This window comes from Streptomyces chartreusis, from assembly GCF_008704715.1.
GTDB classification, from domain to species: domain Bacteria; phylum Actinomycetota; class Actinomycetes; order Streptomycetales; family Streptomycetaceae; genus Streptomyces; species Streptomyces chartreusis.
The window spans coordinates 8,104,211-8,125,968 of sequence record NZ_CP023689.1 but is presented as its reverse complement, the minus strand read 5'-3'; the positions used below and the strand labels follow the sequence as shown (position 1 = coordinate 8,125,968).

At 71.5% G+C, this 21,758-nt stretch carries 20 protein-coding genes; 5 read left to right on the top strand and 15 right to left on the bottom strand.

The genetic code is table 11. From position 1 onward, the window contains the following. Positions 1–19: 19 nt before the first annotated feature. Positions 20–808 carry a carbon-nitrogen hydrolase family protein gene (locus CP983_RS35975; RefSeq protein WP_107909402.1) on the bottom strand — a complete coding sequence of 263 codons (789 nt, stop codon included), beginning with the start codon at positions 806–808 and terminating at the stop codon, positions 20–22. A 298-nt stretch (positions 809–1,106) separates the two neighbouring features. Between CP983_RS35975 and CP983_RS35970 the strand changes: the two genes are divergently transcribed. After that, positions 1,107–1,646 (top strand): Repetin, encoded by a 540-nt coding sequence (locus tag CP983_RS35970; RefSeq protein ID WP_150504219.1) that lies wholly within the window; start codon positions 1,107–1,109, stop codon positions 1,644–1,646. Here the strand turns inward: CP983_RS35970 and CP983_RS35965 are convergent. The 6 genes from CP983_RS35965 to CP983_RS35940 all read right to left on the bottom strand — a co-directional run bounded on the left by CP983_RS35965 (position 1,615) and on the right by CP983_RS35940 (position 8,389). Further along, on the bottom strand, positions 1,615–2,811 hold the full coding sequence (locus CP983_RS35965; RefSeq protein WP_150504217.1) for an MFS transporter: 1,197 nt from the start codon (positions 2,809–2,811) through the stop codon (positions 1,615–1,617). The genes CP983_RS35970 and CP983_RS35965 overlap by 32 nt on opposite strands. Before the next feature lie 120 nt (positions 2,812–2,931). After that, on the bottom strand, positions 2,932–4,395 hold the full coding sequence (locus CP983_RS35960) for an HAD-IA family hydrolase (protein WP_150504215.1): 1,464 nt from the start codon (positions 4,393–4,395) through the stop codon (positions 2,932–2,934). Positions 4,396–4,438: 43 nt separating this feature from the next. Further along, complete coding sequence (locus CP983_RS35955) at positions 4,439–5,518, bottom strand: ABC transporter ATP-binding protein (RefSeq protein WP_150504213.1); 1,080 nt, start codon at positions 5,516–5,518, stop codon at positions 4,439–4,441. A 2-nt stretch (positions 5,519–5,520) separates the two neighbouring features. Further along, positions 5,521–6,333: an ABC transporter permease gene (locus tag CP983_RS35950; protein WP_107909398.1), complete on the bottom strand. Its 813-nt coding sequence runs from the start codon at positions 6,331–6,333 to the stop codon at positions 5,521–5,523. Next, complete coding sequence (locus CP983_RS35945; RefSeq protein WP_150504211.1) at positions 6,321–7,220, bottom strand: ABC transporter permease; 900 nt, start codon at positions 7,218–7,220, stop codon at positions 6,321–6,323. Before CP983_RS35945 ends, CP983_RS35950 begins: the two co-directional genes overlap by 13 nt. Then, the gene (locus CP983_RS35940; protein ID WP_189749001.1) at positions 7,217–8,389 is read right to left on the bottom strand and encodes an ABC transporter substrate-binding protein; all 1,173 of its coding nucleotides are present in this window, start codon (positions 8,387–8,389) and stop codon (positions 7,217–7,219) included. The genes CP983_RS35945 and CP983_RS35940 overlap by 4 nt, the downstream gene beginning before the upstream one ends. A 226-nt stretch (positions 8,390–8,615) precedes the next feature. On the opposite strand from CP983_RS35940, the gene CP983_RS35935 reads away from it, so the two are divergent. Together CP983_RS35935 and CP983_RS35930 are read left to right on the top strand one after the other, a co-directional pair. After that, positions 8,616–9,356 carry a GntR family transcriptional regulator gene (locus CP983_RS35935; protein ID WP_150504209.1) on the top strand — a complete coding sequence of 247 codons (741 nt, stop codon included), beginning with the start codon at positions 8,616–8,618 and terminating at the stop codon, positions 9,354–9,356. 76 nt (positions 9,357–9,432) lie between these two features. Next, entirely contained in the window at positions 9,433–9,798 is a 366-nt protein-coding gene (locus tag CP983_RS35930; protein ID WP_107909395.1) for a hypothetical protein, read from the top strand. A gap of 49 nt (positions 9,799–9,847) precedes the next feature. On the opposite strand, the gene CP983_RS35925 is transcribed toward CP983_RS35930, so the two are convergent. The 6 genes from CP983_RS35925 to rpe form a co-directional block, all read right to left on the bottom strand. Beyond that, on the bottom strand, positions 9,848–10,300 hold the full coding sequence (locus tag CP983_RS35925) for an Lrp/AsnC family transcriptional regulator (protein ID WP_030947984.1): 453 nt from the start codon (positions 10,298–10,300) through the stop codon (positions 9,848–9,850). Positions 10,301–10,310: 10 nt separating this feature from the next. After that, positions 10,311–11,783 carry an amino acid permease gene (locus CP983_RS35920; RefSeq protein WP_107909394.1) on the bottom strand — a complete coding sequence of 491 codons (1,473 nt, stop codon included), beginning with the start codon at positions 11,781–11,783 and terminating at the stop codon, positions 10,311–10,313. A gap of 451 nt (positions 11,784–12,234) precedes the next feature. Continuing rightward, positions 12,235–13,677, bottom strand: a complete 1,443-nt coding sequence (locus tag CP983_RS35915) for a GuaB1 family IMP dehydrogenase-related protein (protein ID WP_167537909.1) — start codon at positions 13,675–13,677, stop codon at positions 12,235–12,237. 131 nt (positions 13,678–13,808) lie between these two features. Continuing rightward, positions 13,809–14,123, bottom strand: a complete 315-nt coding sequence (locus CP983_RS35910; protein ID WP_126898361.1) for a barstar family protein — start codon at positions 14,121–14,123, stop codon at positions 13,809–13,811. Between the two features lie 90 nt (positions 14,124–14,213). Then, complete coding sequence (locus CP983_RS35905; RefSeq protein ID WP_030947975.1) at positions 14,214–15,257, bottom strand: sugar-binding transcriptional regulator; 1,044 nt, start codon at positions 15,255–15,257, stop codon at positions 14,214–14,216. A gap of 78 nt (positions 15,258–15,335) precedes the next feature. Further along, positions 15,336–16,022 (bottom strand): ribulose-phosphate 3-epimerase, encoded by a 687-nt coding sequence (rpe, locus tag CP983_RS35900; protein ID WP_125525715.1) that lies wholly within the window; start codon positions 16,020–16,022, stop codon positions 15,336–15,338. 134 nt (positions 16,023–16,156) lie between these two features. Between rpe and CP983_RS35895 the strand changes: the two genes are divergently transcribed. After that, a complete protein-coding gene (locus tag CP983_RS35895; RefSeq protein ID WP_150504205.1) occupies positions 16,157–18,337 on the top strand; it encodes an MMPL family transporter in 2,181 nt (726 codons plus the stop codon). Positions 18,338–18,373: 36 nt separating this feature from the next. Here CP983_RS35895 and CP983_RS35890 read toward each other — a convergent pair whose 3' ends face one another. Together CP983_RS35890 and fmt are read right to left on the bottom strand one after the other, a co-directional pair. Then, positions 18,374–19,792 (bottom strand): RsmB/NOP family class I SAM-dependent RNA methyltransferase, encoded by a 1,419-nt coding sequence (locus CP983_RS35890; RefSeq protein WP_150504203.1) that lies wholly within the window; start codon positions 19,790–19,792, stop codon positions 18,374–18,376. A gap of 74 nt (positions 19,793–19,866) precedes the next feature. Then, positions 19,867–20,799, bottom strand: a complete 933-nt coding sequence (gene fmt / locus CP983_RS35885) for a methionyl-tRNA formyltransferase (protein WP_107909388.1) — start codon at positions 20,797–20,799, stop codon at positions 19,867–19,869. A 268-nt stretch (positions 20,800–21,067) separates the two neighbouring features. Between fmt and CP983_RS35880 the strand changes: the two genes are divergently transcribed. Further along, entirely contained in the window at positions 21,068–21,610 is a 543-nt protein-coding gene (locus CP983_RS35880) for a hypothetical protein (RefSeq protein WP_125525721.1), read from the top strand. The last annotated feature ends 148 nt before the right edge of the window (positions 21,611–21,758 follow it).

Sequence of the window (21,758 nt, the reverse complement as noted above, 5' to 3'; positions counted from 1 at the left end):
GCTGGGGAAGCGGGGGAATTCAGACGAGCGACCCGTAGAGGCCGGGGCGGCGGTCCTTCAGATACGGGTTCGCCTCGCGGGAAGCGGCGACGAAGGCGGGGTCGACGTCGGCGAGGACGAGTTCCTCGGCGTGGCCGGCCCGGGTGCGGGCGACTCCGTCGGGGCCGGCGAGCGTGGAGAGGCCGACGAACTCGAACTCCCCTTCCTGGCCGACCCGGTTGACGTAGGCGACGTACATCTGGTTCTCGAAGGCCCGCACCGGGATCATCGACTCGGCGACGAACTGGAACGGGTGCATCTGCGCCGTCGGGACGACGAGCAGGTCGGTGCCGGCGAGGGCGTGGGCCCGGACGTTCTCCGGGAACTCGACGTCGTAGCAGATCAGGATGCCGACCCGGACGCCATGGAGTTCGGCCTGGACGATCTGCTGCTCGCCCGGCGTGAAGTGGTCGCGCTCGAAGCAGCCGAAGAGGTGCGTCTTGCGGTAGTTCGCCAGTCGGGTGCCGTCGGCGGAGATCAGCTGGGCGGAGTTGAAGACGACGTCGCCCTCGCGCTCCGGGTAGCCGTAGACGACGGCCAGGCCGTGCCGGCCGGCGATCTCGGCGACCGCGTCCGCGCAGTCGCCGTCGGCGGGCTCGGCGAGACGGGCGATGTCGTCGCCGATCGCGTAGCCGGTGAGGAACATCTCCGGCGCGACCAGCAGCCCGGCGCCCGCGGCGGCGGCACGGTCCGCGGCGTCGTCGAGGACCTTGAGGTTCTCGACGGTCGAGCCGGGACGACCGGAGCTCTGGAGCAGGGCGGTGCGCATGCGTGTCCTCACCGGGGCGAAAGGGTGATTGTGGGGGCCATGTAGACGGTACGGGCGGCTGACCAGGCCGGACAAGAAGGAGCCGTTGCGCGCCGGTGAGCGGTTTGTTGCGTGCGCCTGGGGGTCGGCGGCGATTCGTTGCGCGACCTCGGGCGTAGTTCCGCTCGTCCCCGGGGCGCAGGGCCCGGCGGCGCCCCCGCCGAGCGGCGGAGACGGGGTCCCGCCCCCGGTGCGATGTGGCTCGAGCGCGACGCCGGGAGAGTGGGGACCGACCGTTTGACCTGGGGAAAGGACCGCGATGAACCGCCGTACGAAGATCGTCGTGCTCGGCTCCGCACTGCTGCTCGGCGCCACGGCGGCCTCCGCCGCCACGGCGTCCGAAGAGGCACCGCGGCAGCGGGAGGCAGCCGCGCTCACCGGCACCGCAAAGCTGTACCGCTCGGCCGGGGACGACATCACGTTCTCCTTCGACGCCCATCTGGCGGCGAAGGACGACGCCGATCCGACGAAGGCCACCGGCACCTTCGAGTTCAGCCACTACCTCGACGGGGAGGGTGCCCGGGCGAAGGCGAAGGTCGACTGCCTGGTCACCGGCGGGAAGGTGGCCGTCGTATCCGGTGTGATCACCGACTCCGACCTGCCGGGCGCCGAGGGCAAGCGGGTCGGCATCACCGTCCATGACATCGGCCGCCGCGACCGGCTCGGCTACAGCTGGGCCTCCACGGGCAGCCCCGTCGAGACGAAGGAGCTGCCCAAGTGCGTGGGCTCCGCCCCCTTCGAGAAGGTCAGGAAGGGGACGGGCGACTTCACCGTCGTGCCGTGGCGGCCCGACTTCTAGCGAGCGCCGCCGCCGTCACCAGGTAGGGCACCGCGAGCACCGCGAAGACCGTGCTGTGCGCCACCTCCGTGCCGAGCAGCGCGTACACGCCGAAGGTGACGACCGTGGCGAGCTCGGTGCCCAGGCTCGCCACGGAGGTGAGCGTGGCCCGGCGCGACTCGTCGATGCGGTGCTGGAGCCTGACGTCGGCGAGCACCTCGGCCAGCTGGAACCCGGCGAAGGCTAGGCCGACCAGCGCGATACCGGCCAGGGACCGGGCCGCGGCGCCGACGGCCAGGGCGAGGGCACTGGCCGCGAGGAGCGCCGCGAGCCCGGCCGTGCCGAGGCGTTCGGCCGGTCCGGTCAGGAGGCTGCCGAGGGTGACACCGGCCCAGATCAGCATGATCAGGTAGGGCACGGTCGCCTCGGCGACGCCGATGTCGCGGACCAGCAGCGGGGTGTACTCGTCGAGGGCGCCCCACACCGCGGCGACGGCGGGGACCAGCAGCAGGGCGCCGCGCACCGCACGATCGCCGCGGACCTCGGCGAGTCCGGTCCGCAGGGTCTTCGCCCAGCCGTCGTCGTCGGTCCCGACCCGCACCCGGTGCTCGGGGAAGCGGGTCGCGACGGCGGCGGTCAGCACACAGGCGACGAAGCTGGCGGCACCCACCGCCGCGTAGCCTCCGCGGGCGAAGACGGGCCCGGCGAGGCCGATGGAGGACACGGTGCCCAGCAGCCGTGCGGCCCGGGACCGGCCCATGACACCGGCGTACCGGTCGGCCGCGCCCAGCCGGTGCAGTTCGTCGTAGACCAGCGCCTCCAGGGCACCGGAGCCGAGCGCCCCGCCGGCGCCCCACAGGACGAAGCCGGCCGCGAAGGCCCAGTACGACGGGACGGCCACCCACAGCGCGAAGCCGGCGGCGGTGAGCAGCGGGCCGATCCACAACAGCCGGCGCCGCGACACGGCGTCGGCCCAGGCACCGGAGGGCACCTCCAGCAGCACACCGGTGATCGACCACAGGGCGAACAGGGAGGAGATCTGCCAGAGCGACATGCCGGTGTCGGCGAACAGCAGCGCGTACACCGGGTAGAGCAGGACGAAGTCGTCGAGGAACGAGTAGCCGTACAGCGTGGCCGTCAGCCGCCGGACACCGGTGGCGGGCACACGCGCAGGTGAGAGTGTCATGAGGCCTTCCCGCAGGGACGTTTCGGACACCGGGGGTACGGCGTCCGAGGCGGCCCTCGGGAGGCACGGCTGGTGGATCAATGTCGCCAGGTCATGGCACCGATGGTAGGCCGGTCCGGCTCACTCGCGCAGGGAGAATGTGGTGATCACGGCGGCGTGGTCGGAGGGCCACTCGTTGTGCTCCACGTCCGGCCAGGGGCGCGGTGTGCCGCTGACACAGGTCTGGGAGTGCAGCACGCGCAGGCCCCGGTGCAGCACGAAGTCGATCCGGTCCTGCGGCTCCGGGCGGCCGCTGCCGTCCTCGTGCAGGGCGTGGATCGGCGACCAGGTGTGGCCGGGCTGGGCGGCCGGGTCCGGGTGGGCCTCACGGTAGGAGTCGCGCAGGCCCGCCGCCTCGGCCGCCTTCGTCACCGGCCACTCGACGTCCGGGCTGTCCAGGTGGGAGGGGCTGTTGAAGTCGCCGACGAGGACGACGGGCACGCCGGGAGCGGCGGCCTCCTCGATCCGGTGCAGGGCGTCCCGCATCTGTGCGAGCCGGACCTGCTCGTGGGCGACGAGCTCGGCGGCCGGGAGCCCGTCGAAGGCGGACTCGTAGGGGCCGTAGGGCGTGTAGTCGAGGTGGGCCGTCCAGATGTCGACCTCCCGCTCGCCCGCCCTGACGCGGACGCCGGCCGCGCCGTAGAAGCCGACGGCCGGGTCGCCGAATCGGGCCGTGATCGGGTGGCGGCTGATGACGCCGAGGTTCTCGCCGGCCCGGTGGTGGTACCAGCCGAGGGCGTCGGCGAGGTCCTCGGCCGCGGTGCCGTCGGTCTCCTGGAGGCCGACCACGTCGACGCCGGTCTCGGCGATGACCTTGAGCTGCTTGGCGAGGTGGTCGTGGACCTTGGTGCCGCCGTGCCAGAGGTTCCAGCTCATCACGCGCAGCTCGTGCGAGGGCGCGGCGGCGGTCGGCAGGGTGCGCAGCCGCTCCGTGGTGACGCCCTCCAGGCTGGGCAGGACGGTGCGGCCGGGGGCCGGCTCGATCGGGGCGAGCGAGGGCACCGCGAGCACAGTGCAGCCGGCCGCCTCGGCGGAGCTGACGCCGGTGCGGGTGTCCTCGACGGCGACGCAGGCCGCCGGGTCGACGCCGAGGGCGCGGCAGGCGGCGAGGTAGGGGTCGGGGGCGGGCTTGGTGCGGTCGGTGTCGTCGGCGGTGACGGAGACCGCGAAGCGGCTCGCGCCGAGGGCTTCGAGGACGGTGTCGGCGACGGCCCGGGGCGAGGCCGTGACCAGGGCTGTGGGGACGCCGTCGCGGGCGAGCGCGTCGAGCAGGTCGAGGGCGCCGGGGCGCGGGACGATGCCGGCGCGGACCCGGTCGGCGAACTCGCGGTGCAGCGCGTCGGCGAGATCGGCGGCCGGCGCGCCGGTGGCCGCGGCCAGCCAGTCGGCGGTGTGCTCGACGGGCCGGCCGAGCACCTCCGCCTCGTCCGCCTCGGTCAGGGCCCGGCCGGCGACCTGCTCCACCGCCTCCCACCACAGTCGCTCGGTGTCGACGAGCGTGCCGTCCATGTCGAACAGGACGGCCTGGAGGGGGAGTCGAGTCACGGTTGTCTCTTTCTTGCGTGGGGGGCAGGTGGGTCGTACGGGGTCAGCGGCTGCGTTCGGCCACCAGTACGGGCCGCTCGGGCAGCGACACGCTCACCGCGGCGCCCGCGCCGAGCGCGGCCGTCTCGTGGGCGGGCAGGTCGGCCTTCACCTCGGTGCCGTCGGCGAGCCGTACGGTCAGCCGGGTGGTGGCGCCGAGGAACGCGGTGGCGACCACGCGCGCGTCGGAGGCGTCGTCGGCGCGCACGGTCACGGCCTCCGGCCGCACCAGCACGTCGACCTCGGACACCTGGGGTGCGTCGCCGTCGACGGGCAGCCGCCGGCCCAGCACCTCGACATCGCCGTCGACGAGCGTGCCCGGGATCCGGCTCATGGTGCCGACGAACTCGGCGACGAAGGCGGTGGCGGGCCGGCCGTACAACTCGGCGGGCTCGGCGCACTGTTCGAGCCGGCCGGAGCGCATGACCGCGACCCGGTCGGCCATGGACAGGGCCTCCTCCTGGTCGTGGGTGACGAACAGGGTGGTGATGCCGAGCTCCCGCTGGAGCCGCCGGATCTCCTCGCGCAGCGTCAGGCGCACCTTGGCGTCCAGCGCGGAGAGCGGCTCGTCGAGGAGCAGGACGCGCGGGCGCAGGGCGAGCGCCCGGGCCAGGGCGATGCGCTGCTGCTGGCCGCCGGAGAGCTCGTGCGGGTAGCGCTCGCCCTTGTCGGCGAGGCCGACCAGCTCCAGCAACTCGGCCGCGCGGGCCCGCCGTTCGGCGGTGCGCACCTTGCGCATGCGCAGCCCGAAGGCCACGTTGTCGAGGGCGCTCAGATGCGGGAAGAGGCTGTACGACTGGAAGACCATGCCGGCGTCCCGGCGGTGCGCGGGGATGGCGGTGACGTCCTCGCCGTCCACCAGCACCTGCCCGGAGTCGGGGTGTTCGAAGCCGGCGAGCATGCGCAGGGCGGTGGTCTTGCCGCAGCCGGACGGGCCGAGCAGGGCGAGAAGTTCGCCCGGCTGGACGGTCAGGTCGAGTCCGTCGAGGGCGACGGTGGACCCGAACTCCCGGCGCAGGCCGCGGAATTCGACGGTGGCGGCCTGCACGGCCGTCGCTTCGGCTGTCTTTTCGAGCACGGTCATGATCATCCCCGGGAGTCGGAACGGGTACGGCCGCCGAAGCCGGCCATCACGAGAAGGAGCACCCAGGTCACGAGCAGGCTCAGCACGGACACGGCGACCGACAGCTGGGCCTGCGAGCCGCTGACGTTCACGATCCACACTGCGAAGGGCTGGAAGCCCAGCAGCTGCGCGACCGTGAACTCGCCGAGCACGAGGGCGAGGGTGAGGAAGGAGGCGTTGAGCAGGGCGCCGCGGAGGTTGGGCAGCACGGCCCGGACCAGCGCCTGCGGCCAGCCGGCACCGCAGCTGCGGGCGGCCTCCACGAGGGTGCGTACGTCGATGGCGCGCAGTCCGGCGTCCAGGGCCCGGTACACGAACGGCAGCGCCATCACGACGTAGGCCAGCACCAGCACCACGGGGAAGTCCGGGTTCTGGATCGCGACGAACGTCTGGAACAGCGGCGTGCGCGACAGGTGCTCGGGCCCCCACTTCAGCACCGTCCCGATGCCGGCGACGAACGCGATCGGCGGCACGACCAGCGGCAGCGAGCACACCACCTCGACGACCGGCCGCAGCCGGGGCGCGCCGAGCCGCAGGGCGACCATGGCGGGCACCATCAGCAGCAGGACGACGACGATGGTGGCGAGGGCCAGCTCCAGCGAGAGCAGCAGGCTGGAGACGAAGCCCTCGGTGGAGAAGATCTGTCCGTAGGCGTCGAAGGTGATGCCCTGCCCGGGCACGTCGACGGTGAAGACGACGGACGCGGCCAGCGGCACCAGGAAGTACAGGCCGGCGAGGCCGAGCACGCCCCACCGCCACAGGTTCAGGCGAGCCATCGGGCGCTCCGTCGTTGCAGGGGCAGATACACGGCCATCACCAGGCCGGCGACCAGGACCATGTCGAGGCTGAGGGCGAGCGCCACGTTCTCCTGCCCGACCAGGACGTTCCCGGAGAGCGCGTCGGCGATCTGGAGGGTGACCAGCGGGATCGAGCTGCCCACCATGGCGGCGGCCGTGGCGTACGCGGCGAAGGCGCTGCCGAAGAGCAGGACGAAGCCGCCGAGGAGCGTGGGCAGCAGTACGGGCAGGGCCACGTGCCGCCAGTACTGCGCGGTCGTCGCGCCGTTGTTCTGCGCCGCCTCGCGCCACTGTGAGCGCAGGCCCTCCAGGGCGGGGGTGATGGTGAGGACCATCAGCGGGATCAGGAAGTACAGGTAGACCAGGACCAGGCCCCAGAAGCTGTACAGGTCCCAGCCCTTGTCGCTCAGGCCCAGGTGCCGGGTCAGCACACCGGCGTTGCCGAGCGTGGCGACGAAGGCGAAGGCCAGCGGGACGCCGCCGAAGTTCGCGAGCACCCCGGACGCGGTGAGCACGGCCTCGCGCAGCGCGCGGAAGCGGGAGGTCACCACGGCCTGGGCGAGCGGCAGCCCGAGGAGGGCGCCGAGTGCGGCGGAGACCGCGGACAGCTTGACGCTGCCGAGCAGGGCCGTGAGGTAGGCGCCCTGCAGCGAGTTCGTCAGGTTGTCGGCGGTGTACGAGGTCGCGCCGGTGGCCGGGTCCTTGACGGTGAAGGCGCCGTTCAGCATGGCCAGGGCGGGGAGCCCGAAGGCCAGTGCGGTGAAGACGAGGAGCGGGAGGACGGCGAGCCAGCCGCCGACGGCACGGCGCCGCCGCTTCAGCGGAGCGGCGGTCGCCGTGTCGACCCGGGTGGGGGTGGTCGTCATCCGGAGACGGCCTTCGCCCAGCCCTGACCGAGAGCCGTCTTGGCCTTGTTCTGCTGGTCCTCGGTCGGGAAGGCGGGCGTCCCGGAGACCTCGGGCAGCTTGGCCGCGGCCGTCTTGTCGAGGGTGCCGGCCTTGTCCATGGCGGGCATCAGCACCGGGCGGGCGAAGCCCTCGAGCCACAGGTTCTGGCCCTCGGTGCTGTAGAGGTACTCCTGCCACAGGCGGGCGGCCGCGGGATGCGGGGCGTCCTTGTTGATGGCCTGGGAGTAGTACTGCGAGAACTTGCCGTCGCTCGGCACCGACACCTGCCAGTCGACGCCCTTGGACTTGAACTCCTCGGCGTAGCCGGCGTTGAGGTAGTCCCAGTCGATGCTGATGGGCGTCTCGCCCTTCTCGACGGTGGCCGGCGTCGACTCGACGGGCGTGTAGTTGCCGTTCTTCTTCAGCTTGCCGAAGAAGTCCAGGCCGGGCTGGATGTCGTCGAAGGAGCCGCCGCTCGCGAGCGCCGCCGCGTACACGCCGCCGAAGGCGGAGCCGGACTTGGTGGGGTTGCCGTTGAGGGCGACCTGGCCCTTGTACTGCGGCTTTAGCAGGTCGGCGAAGGTCTTCGGGCACTCCTTGACCCGCTTCGCGTCGCAGCCGATGGAGATGTAGCCGCCGTAGTCGTTGTACCAACGGGCCTGCGTGTCCTTCTGGCCCTCGGGGATGTCGGCGAAGGCCTCGACCTTGTACGGCGCGAGCAGCCCCTGCTGGGCGGCGCTGATCGCGAAGGAGCTGCCGAGGTCGAGCACGTCGGGGGCGCGGTCCTGCCCCTTGCGCGAGGTCACGGCGTTGATCTCGTCCTGGCTTGACCCGTCGGGGTTCTCGACCTCGATCTTGATGCCGTACTTCTTCTGGAAGCCGTCGATGAGGGCACCGTAGTTGGCCCAGTCGCGGGGCAGCGCCATGGCGTGCAGCGTGCCCTCCTTCTTGGCCGCCGCGACCAGCTTGTCCATCCCGCCGAGGTCGGCGGCGGAGGTGGCGGTGGCGGCGCTCTTGCCGTCGGCGGCGGTGGACGCGTTGTCAGGGGCGGCGCCACAGGCGCTCAGGGCGAGCGCGGCGACGACGGCGAGGGCACCGCCGAGGGCGGCGTTTCTCGGCAGGGCTGTACTCGACAGGGACGTGGACACGGTTTCTCCAGGGGACGCGCGAGGGTGCAGGAGGATCTTGCCCAGGAAAGATCTCAAACTTGTCTGAACAAGTTGGCCCCAGTAGGCCCGCCGATGGTGACACGTTCGTAAACACTGGCGAAAGCCTCTGCCCTGAATTTGTGCACACTCCCCTCAGAAACGGAGTGCTGGACGATCTCGATTACGCTGGTCACGCTGTGCACAGCAACGGACTCAGAGGGGAAGCATGACGGCGCGACACGAGGAGATCGCCGACGAACTGCGTCAGGCGATCGACCGCGAGGAGTACACGGTCGGCTCGCTGCTGCCCGCCGAGACGGACCTCGCGGCCCGGTACGGCGTCTCGCGCGGCACGGTCCGCCAGGCCGTCGCGGCACTGACCGCCGAGGGCCTCATCGGTTCGCGCCAGGGCGCCCGCCGGGTGGTCCTGGCCAGCCGCCGCAGCCAGAGCTTCGCGGAGCTGCGCAGCTTCGCCCAGTGGGCGAACGCGATGGGCCGGGAGGCGACCGGCCATGTGGTCTCGCAGGAGTACCACCCGGCGACGAAGGAGGACGCGGTACGCCTCCAACTGTCCGCCGGCACCCCGGTGTTGCACGTCCTGCGGATGCGCGGCCTGGACGGCGAACCGGTCCTGCTGGAGCGCACCGTCTACGCGGACTGGATCTCGCCGGCCGTCGAGTCCATAGAGCCCGACTGCGCGTCGGTCACCCAACGCCTGTACGAGGACACGGGGTTGGTCTTCGCCTACGGCGAGCACGTCATCGACGCGGTGTCGGCGGGCGCCCAGGACGCCGAGTTGCTGGGCATCCGCCGCACGAGTCCGCTGCTGCGGGTACGACGCGTGACGACGACCCGCGAGGGCCGCCCGGTGGAGTGGTCGGACGACCGCTACCGCTCGGACGCGGTGAGCTTCAGCGTCCACAACTCGATCGACAACAACGCCCTGGCCAGGAAGACGGCCGACTGACGCCCTCCGCCATTCGGCTGTGCGGGTCCGCCTGCGGGAGGAGGCAGCGGCGTGGCGGGCGGGCGAGACTTCCCCCATGGACGCCACCGAGATCCCCGCCCTGCCGTTCGTCGACGAGCACGCGACGACCGTCGAGACGAACGCGGACGCCGTCTGGCACGAACTGACCGCCCGGATGAAGGGCGCCCGAGGATTCCGGGTGGCCGTGTCGACGCCGGGCCAGGAGCTGGCCCTGGTCGGCCACCACCCCTTCTCGCGATACGCCCTGATCTTCCACTTGGACGAGACGGACCAGGGCCACACCCGCCTGCGGGCCGAGACAAGGGCCACCTTTCCGGGCCCGGCGGGTGCCGTCTACCGACGCCTCGTCATAGGGACGGGCGCCCACGCTCTGATCGTCCGGCGCATTCTGAGAAAGCTCCGCAACGACGCCCTTCTTTAGGGGCGCGGGGAACTGCGCGACAAGCCCCCACCCAGCCGCACCCGAAAAACTAGGTCGGCGACCCGGAAGAGAACCGCCGCAACAACGGCGACAGCACCAGCACGGACTTGGTCCGCTCCACGAACGGCTCCCCGGCGATCCGCTCGAGCACCCGCTCGAAATGCCGCATGTCAGAGGCGAAGACCTGCACCACCGCATCCGCCTCACCGGTGACGGTGGACGCGGCCACGACCTCCTGATACCGCTCGAGTCCCCGCCGAATCGTCTCCGGCGAGGTGTTGTGCCGGCAGTAGATCTCGACGAACCCTTCGGTCTCCCAGCCGAGGGCCGACGGATCCACCCGCACGGTGAATCCGGTGATGGCTCCGGTGGCACGCAGCCGGTCCACGCGCCGTTTCACGGCGGGCGCGGACAGGCCGACGAGTTGCCCGATGTCCGCGTAGGAGCGGCGGGCGTCCTCGGCGAGGGCGTGCACGATGCGTTCGTCGAGATCGTTCAGCACTGCGGGTGGTTCACTTCACTTCTGACGTGGCAAGACGGGAACGGCGGTAGCCGTACAGGAAGTAGAACACGAGACCGGCGGCCATCCAGCACCCGAAGACCACCCAGGTGACGGTGTCGAGGCTGAACATGTTGTACGCGCAGAACAGGAAGCCCAGCACCGGCAGCACCGGCCCGAACGGCACCCTGAACGTGCGCTCGAGCTCCGGCCGCTTCACGCGCAGCACGATCACCGCGATGTTGACCAGCGCGAAGGCGAACAGCGTGCCGATGCTGGTGGCGTCGACGAGCTTGCCCAGCGGTATGAGGGCCGCGAGGGCGCCGCAGAACACGGACACGATGACGGTGTTGAGGCGCGGCGCGCCGGTCTTCGCGTGGACCTTGCCGAGCGCCTTGGGCACCAGGCCGTCACGGGACATGGCGAAGAGGATGCGGGTCTGGCCGTAGAGCACGGTCAGGACGACGCTCGCGATGGAGATGACGGCGCCGAGGGCGAGGAGAGTGCCCCAGTAGGACTGGCCGCTGACGTCGTTCATGATCGCGGCGAGGGAGGCCTCGGAACCCTCGAACTTGGTCCAGTTCCAGGCGCCGACGGCGACACCCGCGACGAGGACGTACAGCGCGGTCACGATGATCAGCGAGAGCATGATCGCCTTCGGCAGGTCCCGCTTGGGGTCCTTGGCCTCCTCACCGGCGGTGGAGGCGGCGTCGAAGCCGATGTAGGAGAAGAACAGGGTGGCGCCCGCGGCACTCACGCCGGCCATGCCGAGCGGCATGAAGTCCTCGTAGTTGCCGGACTTGAAGCCCATGAAGCCGACCGCGCAGAACAGCACCAGCGCGACGATCTTGACGGCGACCATGATCGTGTTGGCCCGGGCGGACTCGCGGACGCCGCCGAGCAGGAACACCATCGCCAGCATCACGACGATCAGCGCGGGCAGGTTGATGATCCCGCCCTCGCCGGGCGCGGAGGACAGCACGGACGGGATGGTGACGCCTATCGTCCCGTCGAGCAGTTCGTTGAGGTACTCGCCCCAGCCGACGGCGACGGCGGCCACCGAGACGCCGTACTCCAGCACCAGACACCAGCCGCAGACCCAGGCGACCAGCTCACCCATCGTTGCGTACGCATACGAGTAGGAGGAGCCCGCGACCGGGATGCTGCCGGCCAGTTCGGCGTAGGACAGGGCCGAGAACAGCGCCGTGAGACCGGCGATCACGAAGGCCAGCGTGACCGCGGGACCGGCCTCCGGGACGGCGTCGCCGAGGACGACGAAGATGCCGGTGCCGAGGGTGGCACCGATGCTGATCATGGTGAGCTGCCACAGGCCGAGGGAGCGTCGCAGGGACCCTCCGTCGCCCTGGCCACCCTCTGCGACCAGGTGTTCCACGGGCTTGCGACGCATCAGGCGCGCGCCGACGCCCGGGGACGCGGGGGCGGCTTTCTGGCCTGGGGACTGCGGGGGTGCGCCTTGGTCGAGCACGCGCTGGCTCCTTATCGCTGCCGTTCAGGGCGACAGGGACCAGCGGCACCCCTGGCGACAGGGACCCACCGAGCGGGGTCCCTGCCACGCCACGTACGAGGCGACAGCCTACGAGGAGTGACGTTGCTGGTGAAATGCAGCAACCTTGCGTGTGCCCGCATGATCATTGCGTGTCTGGCGGCTGGGTGGGGTTTCGTTGCAGGGGGGCTTTCGACCGTTGCAAGGTGCGGGCGATCGGGGGCCCGTCGCGCAGTTCCCCGCGCCCCTGAAGGCGCGTTCTCCGCACGCACCTGAAGGGGCGCGGGGAACTGCGCTAACAACCCCCACGCACCCGCAGCCGCCCGAACACGGCAGGAGCCGAGCCGTCCGGCGGGAACCGGCACGCGAAACGGCCCCCGCCATCCCGGCGTGCGGGACAACAGGGGCCGTACAAAACAATATTGACGAGGCGTCAGCTCCAGCTGGCGTGCAGCGGCTTGCCCTCGGCGTAGCCGGCGGCGCTCTGGATGCCGACGACGGCCTTCTCGGCGAACTCCTCCAGGGAGCCGGCGCCCGCGTAGGTGCAGGACGACCGCACGCCCGCGATGATCGAGTCGATCAGGTCCTCCACGCCGGGCCGGGCCGGGTCGAGGAACATGCGGGAGGTGGAGATGCCCTCCTCGAACAGCGCCTTGCGGGCACGGTCGTAGGACGACTCCTCGGACGTACGGTTGCGCACGGCACGCGCGGAGGCCATGCCGAAGGACTCCTTGTACAGCCGCCCGCCGGCGTCCTGCTGGAGGTCGCCCGGCGACTCGTACGTCCCCGCGAACCAGGACCCGATCATCACGTTGGACGCGCCGGCGGCGAGCGCCATGGCGACGTCACGCGGGTGCCGGACACCGCCGTCGGCCCACACGTGCTTGCCGTACTTCTTCGCCTCGGCCGCGCACTCCAGCACCGCGGAGAACTGCGGCCGGCCGACGCCGGTCATCATGCGGGTGGTGCACATCGCGCCCGGTCCGACACCGACCTTGATGATGTCGGCGCCGGCCTCGATCAGGTCCCGCACACCTTCGGCGGCGACGATGTTGCCCGCGACGATCGGCACCTGCGGGTCGAGCGACCGCACGGTCCGGATGGCGGCGATCATCGACTCCTGGTGGCCGTGCGCCGTGTCGATGACGAGGGTGTCGACGCCCGCGTCGAGCAGCTGCTTGGCCTTGCCCGCCACGTCGCCGTTGATCCCGACGGCGGCCGCTATGCGCAGCTTGCCGTCGGCGTCCAGCGCGGGCGTGTACAGCGTGGCGCGCAGGGCGCCCTTACGGGTCAGGATGCCCGCGAGACGGCCCTCGGAGTCCACGGCCGGGGCGTAGCGCCGGTTGTGGCCGTCGAGCTTGTTGAAGGCCTCACGGGGGTCGATTCCGGCGTCCAGGAGCAGCAGGTCTCGGGACATGACCACTTCGAGCTGCGTGAAGCGGTCCACACCGGAGAGGTCCTCGTCGGTGACCACGCCGACCGGCCGCTGGTTCTCGTCGACGACCACACCGGCGTTGTGGGCCCGCTTGGGCAGCAGGGCCAGCGCGTCGGCGACGGTCTGGTGCGGCGCCAGCACGATCGGCGTGTCGAGGACGTGGTGCCGACTCTTCACCCAGCCGACGACCTCGGTGACGACCTCGATCGGGATGTCCTGCGGGATGACGACCAGGCCGCCGCGCCGGGCCATCGTCTCGGCCATACGGCGGCCGGCGATGGCGGTCATGTTGGCGACGACCAGCGGGATCGTGGTGCCCGTGCCGTCCGGGGCGCTGAGGTCCACCCCCTGCCGCGAACCGACCGCGCTACGGCTCGGGACCATGAAGACGTCGTCGTACGTCAGGTCGTACGGGGGCTGGATGTCATTGAGGAAACGCACGTGCTGCACATCCCAGTCGATCAGAGGTGGCCCCCGGACAGGTCAGCCAGGGGGAAGAGCACGTACTTCATTGTCCCATGCTGACCGGATTGCGATGCACGGTTGCTTCATACGAGCAGGTCAGAGGACTCCTAGGAGGATCCTCCAAGGGCGAGCAGCACGGAGAGCGCCGACGTGCGGTCCACCGCCTCGGCGAACACCTCCTGAGCGGTCTCCCACTCGTCGGGCCGCGCCTTCGCGTACGGCCGCCAGTTCCTCACGACGATCCGCATTCCCTGCTCGGCGGCGCTTTCCGGCCACACCGTTCGGTCGGAGAGGGAGTCGGCCAGCGCGTCCCAGTTGCGCCCGAACCAGTCGGGCAGCCGCAGATCGCGGGCGCAGCGGTCCATCAGGCCCGCCTTGTCCGTGACCCCGTCCAGGTCGAGCGTGACCACGAGCTCCGTCATACCGGCACCGCCCCGTCGTAGTGGTCGTCGATTCGTGGTGGTCGTACACGAAGGAGGGGGCGGCCGTGGCCACCCCCTCCTGATGTTCCGTCAGTTCCCGTCCGGATCCGCCCTGTTGAGCGCCGGCCTCGGGGTCGGACCGGCCGCCATCAGCACGTCCGCCGCCGAAGTGTCCGTCACCAGGCTGGTGACGAGCCCGGACCGCAGCACGGCGTCGATCGCGGCCGCCTTGCGCGCGCCGCCCGCGATCGCGACGACCTCCGGGATACGGCGGAGCTGGTCGGCCTTGACCGTGATGCACCGCTCGCCCAGGTCCCGCCCCACACGCCGGCCCTCGGTGTCGAAGAGGTGCGCGGACATCTCCGCGGCGACACCGAGCGAGGCGTAGTGCGCGCGCTCCTCGTCGCTGAGCATGTCGTGCACCGTCGAGATGCCCGGCTCCCAGGAGCCGATGGAGACGCAGGCGACGGTGACCTTGTCGAAGTACTCGAAGGCCCGCGCGATGCCCGTCTGGTGGCGCAGCGCAGCCGCGGTGGCCGCGTCCGGCAGCAGCATCGGCGCGTAGATGGGGTGGGCGTCGCCGCCCGACACCTGGGCCGCGCGGCGGACCGCCTCGACCGAACCGCGCTCGGCGGTCCCGGCGTCGTAGACACCCGTCAGCTGCACCACCGTGCACGGCGGCAGCCGGTCGAGGGCCGCGGCCATGTGGATGGTGGACCGGCCCCAGGCCAGGCCAAGCACGTCACCCTCGTTCACGAGCTCGCCGAGCAGGTCGGCGGCCACTTCTCCCAGGTTCTCCGGGTCGGGCGTCTCCTCGGCGTCGGCCGGGGACTCGACCACGACCGCGTGCCGCAGGCCGTAGCGGGCGCGCAGCGCGTCGGAGCGCTCGGCGTCCAGCTCGGCCGGCACCCGGATCTCGATGCGCACCAGATCCCGTTCGAGAGCGGTCTCCAGGACCCGGGCCACCTTGAAGCGGCTGACGCCGAACTCCTCGGCGATCTGGATCTTGGATTTGCCCTCGAGGTAGAAGCGGCGGGCCATGGCCGCCGCCTGCACCAGCTCAGCGGGTCCCATCCGCATGGCTGACCGGCCCGCCGACATACCCGACACGGCGATCTCCTCACTGCTGTTCACACTCTGGATTCGCCGTTCATCCTTGCAGATCCGGCGCTCTTGATCCGCCCTGATGGGCGCCGTTCACGTTCCCTTGGCTCAGTGGTCGCATGCCCAGGCGGCGGACTTCGTGACGTCCTCCGCCTGAGCGCGCAACGCGCGGACCGCCGCGGCGGGGTCGTCCGCCCCGTACACCGCCGAACCGGCGACGAAGACGTCCGCGCCCGCCTCCGCGCACCGCTCGATGGTGGTGGCCGAGACACCGCCGTCGACCTGGAGCCACAGGTCGAGGCCGTGCTTGCTGATCAACTCGCGGGTGCGGCGAATCTTCGGAAGCATGATGTCGAGAAACGCCTGACCACCGAAACCCGGCTCGACCGTCATGATCAGCAGCATGTCGAGTTCGGGCAGCAGATCCTCGTACGGCTCGATGGGCGTCGCCGGCTTCAGCGCCATGGAGGCGCGGGCGCCCTTGGCCCTGATCTCCCGGGCCAGTCGCACGGGGGCCGCGGCGGCCTCGACATGGAAGGTGACGGAGGAGGCCCCCGCTTCCACGTACTGGGGCGCCCACCGATCGGGGGCCTCGATCATCAGATGGCAGTCCAGCGGGGTGTCCGTCGCACGGGCCAGGGACTCTACGACCGGCACGCCGAGCGTGAGGTTCGGGACGAAATGGTTGTCCATGACGTCGACGTGGAGGTAGTCGGCTCCCTCGACCGCCTTCGCCTCGTCCGCGAGGCGGGCGAAGTCGGCGGACAGGATGCTGGGGTTGATCTGCGCGGCCATGACCCAAGCCTGCCATGTCCGGGCACGAATGTTCGCCCCGGTCCAGACCTAAGACGTTCATCGGATGTTGTGGCCGGGCCGTGCGTGCCATGCTGGGCCGCCGGCCGGATCGCTGTACGGCTGCGGGGGTGACCATGACGGAGACCCAGGAGAAGGACCGGCGGTCGGGTTCGGGACAGCAGGGCATAGCCCATCTGGTCTGCGGACGACGCGCCAAGTGGGTGGTGCTGGCCCTGTGGCTGGTGGTGCTGTTCGTGACGGCGCCGCTCGCCCAGAAGCTGAGCGACGCGCAGGACAACGACGCGGCGTCCTGGCTGCCCGGGTCCGCGGAATCCACCCAAGTCCTCCAGATCTCGGAGGACTTCAGGCCTGAGCAGATCCCCGCGGTCGTCATCTACGCCCGCGACGGCGGCCTGACGGCACAGGACCGGGCCGCGATCACCGAGGACGTGGCCCGGCTCAAGCAGCTGACCGCCCACGGCATCCGGGGCGACGAGACGCGTGGGCCCGTCTTCGACCGGGACATCGATCCGCGCGCCGCGCAGGTCCAGGTCCCGATCACGATGGACGAGCAGGGCTGGGACCGTATCGCACCCGCCGTCGACTCCATCAAGGACATCGTCGGGACGAGCACGGGCGGCCTCGCCGTGTACGTCACGGGGCCGGGCGGCACCTCGGCGGACTTCGCCGAGGCGTTCGAGGGCATCGACTCCACGCTGCTGCTCTCGGCGATGGCGGTCGTCATCGTCATGCTGCTGATCACCTACCGCAGCCCGACCCTGCTCCTGGTCCCCCTGGTCGCCGTGATCGTCGCCCTGTTCACCGCGCAGGCCCTGATCTATCTCCTGGCGCAGCACGGCGGTCTGACGGTCAACGGCCAGAGCGCGGGCATCCTGACGGTCCTCGTCTTCGGCGCGGGCACCGACTACGCGCTGCTGCTCGTCGCCCGATATCGGGAAGAACTCCGCCATCACGAGGACCGTCACGAGGCGATGGCCCTGGCCCTGCACCGCGCGGGCCCGGCGGTGCTGGCCTCCGGCGCGACCGTCGTCCTGAGCATGCTGGTGCTGCTCGCGGCGGAGATGAACTCGACGAGCGGCCTCGGCCCGGTCGCCGCGATCGGTGTGGCGGTGGGCCTGCTCGCGATGATGACCCTCTTCCCCGCGCTGCTCGTCATCTTCGGCCGCTGGATCTTCTGGCCGGTGATCCCCCACGTCGGGGCGGAGAACCCGCACGAGCGCGGCGTCTGGGCCCGCATGGGCCGCAACATCGCCCGCCGCCCCCGTATGACCTGGGCCATCACGGCAGCGGTCCTCGCGGTCTGCTCCCTGGGCCTGATCCAGCTTCGCGCGGAGGGGCTGAGCAACGCCGACGCCTTCACCGACAAACCGGAGTCGATCACCGGGCAGGAGATCTCCGAGGAGTTCTTCCCGGCCGGCAGCGGCGACCCCCTGGTCATCGTCAGCAACCAGGCCCAGGCCCGCGAGGTGGGCCGCGCCGTCGCCGACACCCCGGGCGTCGTCCCCGAGTCCCTAGGCCTGCCCCCGGGCACGAAACCGTTCTTCGAGGGCAAGGTCCTCTTCGAGGCGACGATGACCGCCCCGTCCGACAGCGAGGCCGCGAAGCAGACGGTCGAACGGGTACGGGACGCCGTGCACGCGGTGCCGGACGCCGACGCCCAGGTGGGCGGCGGCACGGCTGCCCTCCTGGACGCGGACAAGGCGACGACCCACGACAACATTTTGATCATCCCGCTGGTCCTGGTCGTGGTGATGCTGATCCTGGCCGCCCTGCTGCGGGCCCTGATCGCCCCGCTGCTGCTGATCGGTACGGTGATCCTGTCGTTCACCGCGGCGCTCGGCATCAGCGCGCTGGCCTTCCGCCACATCTTCGACTACGCCGGCGAGTCGACCGACTTCCCGCTGTTCGTCTTCGTCTTCCTGGTGGCGCTGGGCATCGACTACAACATCTTCCTGACCACCCGCATCCGCGAGGAGGCCGCCCACCAGGGCACCCGCAAGGGCGTCATCACGGGCCTGGCCGCCACCGGCGCGGTCATCACCTCAGCCGGCCTGGTGCTCGCCGGCACCTTCGCCGCCCTGGGCACCCTCCCGATGGTCGCCTTCGCCGAGATCGGCTTCACCGTCGCGCTGGGCGTGCTCCTGGACACCTTCATCGTGCGCTCGGTACTGGTGACGTCCCTGTTCCTGGACGTGGGCAAGAAGGTGTGGTGGCCACACAGATTGTCCCGGGGGGACGGAGATCCGGCGGCGGTCACGGGGGCGGAGACGAGGGTCGGTCAGCGGGGCGGCTGACGGAGCATGCAGCGGGCTGCGACTACGCCCGTGCCCTCAGCCGACCTTTCGCATCAACGCCAGGTACATCGCATCCGTCCCGTGCACATGAGGCCACAGCTGCACATCGGGCCCCTCCCCCAGCTCCGGCACACCCGGCAGCAGCTCCCGCGCGTCGATCAGCTCGACGTCGGCCCGCTGCTTCAGCACGTCGTCGACCACCGCCCGCGTCTCGGCAAGATGCGGCGAGCAGGTCGCGTACCCGACGACACCGCCCACCCGCACGGAGTCGATCGCGCTGCGCAGCAGCTCCCGCTGGAGCGGGGCGAACCCGTCCAGGTCCTCCGGCCTCCGCCGCCACCGCGCTTCCGGCCGGCGCCGCAGCGCCCCGAGCCCGGTGCACGGTACGTCCACCAGCGCCCGGTCGAAAATCCCGGCCCGCCACGGCGGCCGCGTCCCGTCGGCGGCGATGACCTGGTAGGGCCCCGGATTGCCGTGCAGGGCCTTGGCCACCAGCCCGGCCCGGTGCGGCTGCTTCTCGGACGCCAGCAGCGTCGCCCCGCGCCCGGCTGCGAGCGCCGCGAGGAGCGCGGCCTTCCCGCCGGGCCCGGCACACCCGTCCAGCCACTTCTCGTCGGGCCCGTCGAGCGGCGCGTTGGCGAGCGCGAGCGCGACGAGCTGACTGCCCTCGTCCTGCACCCCCGCACGCCCCTCGCGCACGGCCTCGATGGCCCCCGGCTCCCCGCCCTCGGCCAACCGCACGGCGTACGGCGACCAGCGCCCCGCCACCGCGGCCTCCTCGCCGAGCAGTTCCTCGGTCGTGGCCCGCCCGGGCCGCGCGACCAGCGTCACCTCGGGCCGCTCGTTGTCGGCCTCCAGCAGTCGCTCGATCCCGGCGCGCCCGCCGCCGAGCGAGTCCCACAACGCGGAGACGACCCACCGCGGATGCGAGTGCACGACGGCGAGATGCTCCTCGGGATCGTCGTCGTACGGCGGCGCGACCCGCTGGATCCACCCGTCCAGATCGTCCTGCGCGACCTTCCGCAGCACGGCGTTGACGAACTTCGCGCGCCCGTCGCCGAGCACGACCCGGGCGAGCTCGACGGACGCCGACACCGCGGCATGCGTGGGAATCCGCGTCCCCAGCAGCTGATGCGCACCCAGGCTCAGCACATCCAGCACCGGCGGGTCGACCTCGCGCAACGGCCGGTCGACACACTTGGCGATGATCGCGTCGTACGTCCCCTGCCGCCGCAGCGTCCCGTACACCAGCTCCGTGGCGAGCGCGGCGTCCCGCCCGTCGAAGTCGCCCTTCTCGCGCGCCTTCCGCAGCAGCGGCGGCAGAACGAGGTTGGCGTACGCGTCCCGCTCGTCCACCGCGCGCAGCGCCTCGAAGGCGAGGACGCGGACGGGGTCCTTCTGGGGCCGTCGGTAGGGCTTGCCGGTTCTGCGGGGCCGACGGGAGGTGTCGCTCACGAAAAGGTGCTCCGGATTACTGGATGAGATGTACGACCAGCCTACGTCGCAGGGTCGGCCCGGCGGACGGCCGGTTACGCCCCCACGCTCTCCCCGTCGCCGATCCGCACGCCCCGCGCCCAGTCGGCGGCGCGCATCGGCTTCTTGCCCTGCGCCTGCACCCACAGCAGCTCGACGGCGTACGACCCGGTCCCCACGTACACGTTGTTCTTGCCCACGGAGAGCGCACCGGGGGCGAGGTCGTCCCGCCCCGGAACCGGCTGCACCTGGATGAGCTTGAGCCGCTCACCGCGGAAGGTGGTCCAGGCGCCCGGCGCGGGGGTGCAGCCGCGCACCAGCCGGTCGACGCGCAACGAGGGGGCGCTCCAGTCGATGTGCGCGTCCTCGACGTTGACCTTGGGAGCGAGGGTGATCCCGTCGGCCGGCTGCGGTACGGCCTTCACCGTGCCGTCCTCGATCCCGTCCATGGTCGCGGACAGCAGCCCGGCGCCCGCGAAGGCGAGCCGGGTGAGCAGGTCGCCGCTGGTGTCGGTGGACCGGATCGCCTCGGTGACGGTGCCGTAGACGGGCCCGGAGTCGAGCCCCTCCTCGATGAGGAAGGTGGAGGCCCCGGTGATCTCGTCGCCGGCCATGATGGAGTGCTGCACGGGCGCCGCCCCGCGCCAGGCGGGCAGCAGCGAGAAGTGCAGGTTGACCCAGCCGTGGGCCGGCACGTCGAGGGCGACGCGGGGCAGCAGGGCGCCGTAGGCGACGACGGGGCAGCAGTCCGGCGCGATCTCCCGCAGCCGCTCCAGGAACTCGGGATCGCGCGGCTTGGCCGGCTTCAGCACCTCGATCCCGGCCTCCTCGGCCCGCTCGGCCACCGGGCTCGCCACCAGCCTGCGCCCACGGCCGGCGGGCGCGTCGGGCCGGGTGACGACGGCGGCCACGTCGTGCCGCCCGGAGGCGATCAGGGCGTCCAGAGCGGGAACGGCGACCTCGGGGGTACCGGCGAAGACAAGCTTCATGGGTGGGCACGGGCCTCTCGGTCGGGATCGGAGGAGATCGGTAGGGGGCGGTGGGGATCGGTTGGGCAACGCACAAGTCTATGGGAGTCGTCCGAGGCCGAGGGTCTGGGCGTAGACACCACCCAGGGGCGTGGGCATATGCCCACACGCCCCTATTGCGTGACCCGCGGAGCACTCCCGCGTTGGTCAAGAAAGAGTTGACCACAACGGGCCGCAACCGCCGTACCCGCGGCCCTCTCCTTTCATCGCCGGTTCGAGAGGCTTGTTCATGGCCGACCACGCAACCCACGACGCCCAGGCTCGGGCCAGCCTGCACTTGCTGGTGCGGGACATCGAGCGGGTCCGCCGGCAGGTGGACGCACTGCGCACGCTCACCGCGCAACTGGGCAATGTCTACCGCCCGCGCCGCTCCGGTCCCTCCACGGGCTTCGTCGTCTACGGACGCGCACCCGCCCCGACGGTCCGTCTCGCCCAGGAGCTGCGGGACAGCGTCGAAACCCTGGTCACGGCAGCCGTGGACTTCGACCGCTCGCTCGGCTTCTCCTGGGACGCGGTGGGTTCCGCGCTCGGTGTCACCAAGCAGGCGGTCCACCGTCGCTACGGCGCGCGCCGCGCCGCCACCCAGGCGGCGGCCGAGGCCGAGCGCACGTCCGAACCGTCGGGCACCCGGACGGTCAACGTCTCCACCGCCCTCCCGCCGGTGCCGACGGTCCCCGCGGCCCGCTCGATGCCGACACAGCCGACGGCAGGCAGCCCCGGCCTCCGCGACGAGGCCAGGCCCACCGCGTTCCCGGGCCCGCGCAACGGCTGACCCCCCAGCACTCTGCCCTCCTGGAGCGCACCCGGGAGGGCAGAGTTTTGTCCGGGCGCGGGCACGGGGGCCGTCGCTGCTCGGCATCGAGGCGCATGCCGGTCGGCGCCAGGCGCAAGAGGCGATGCCTCCACCGTCACCCGATACG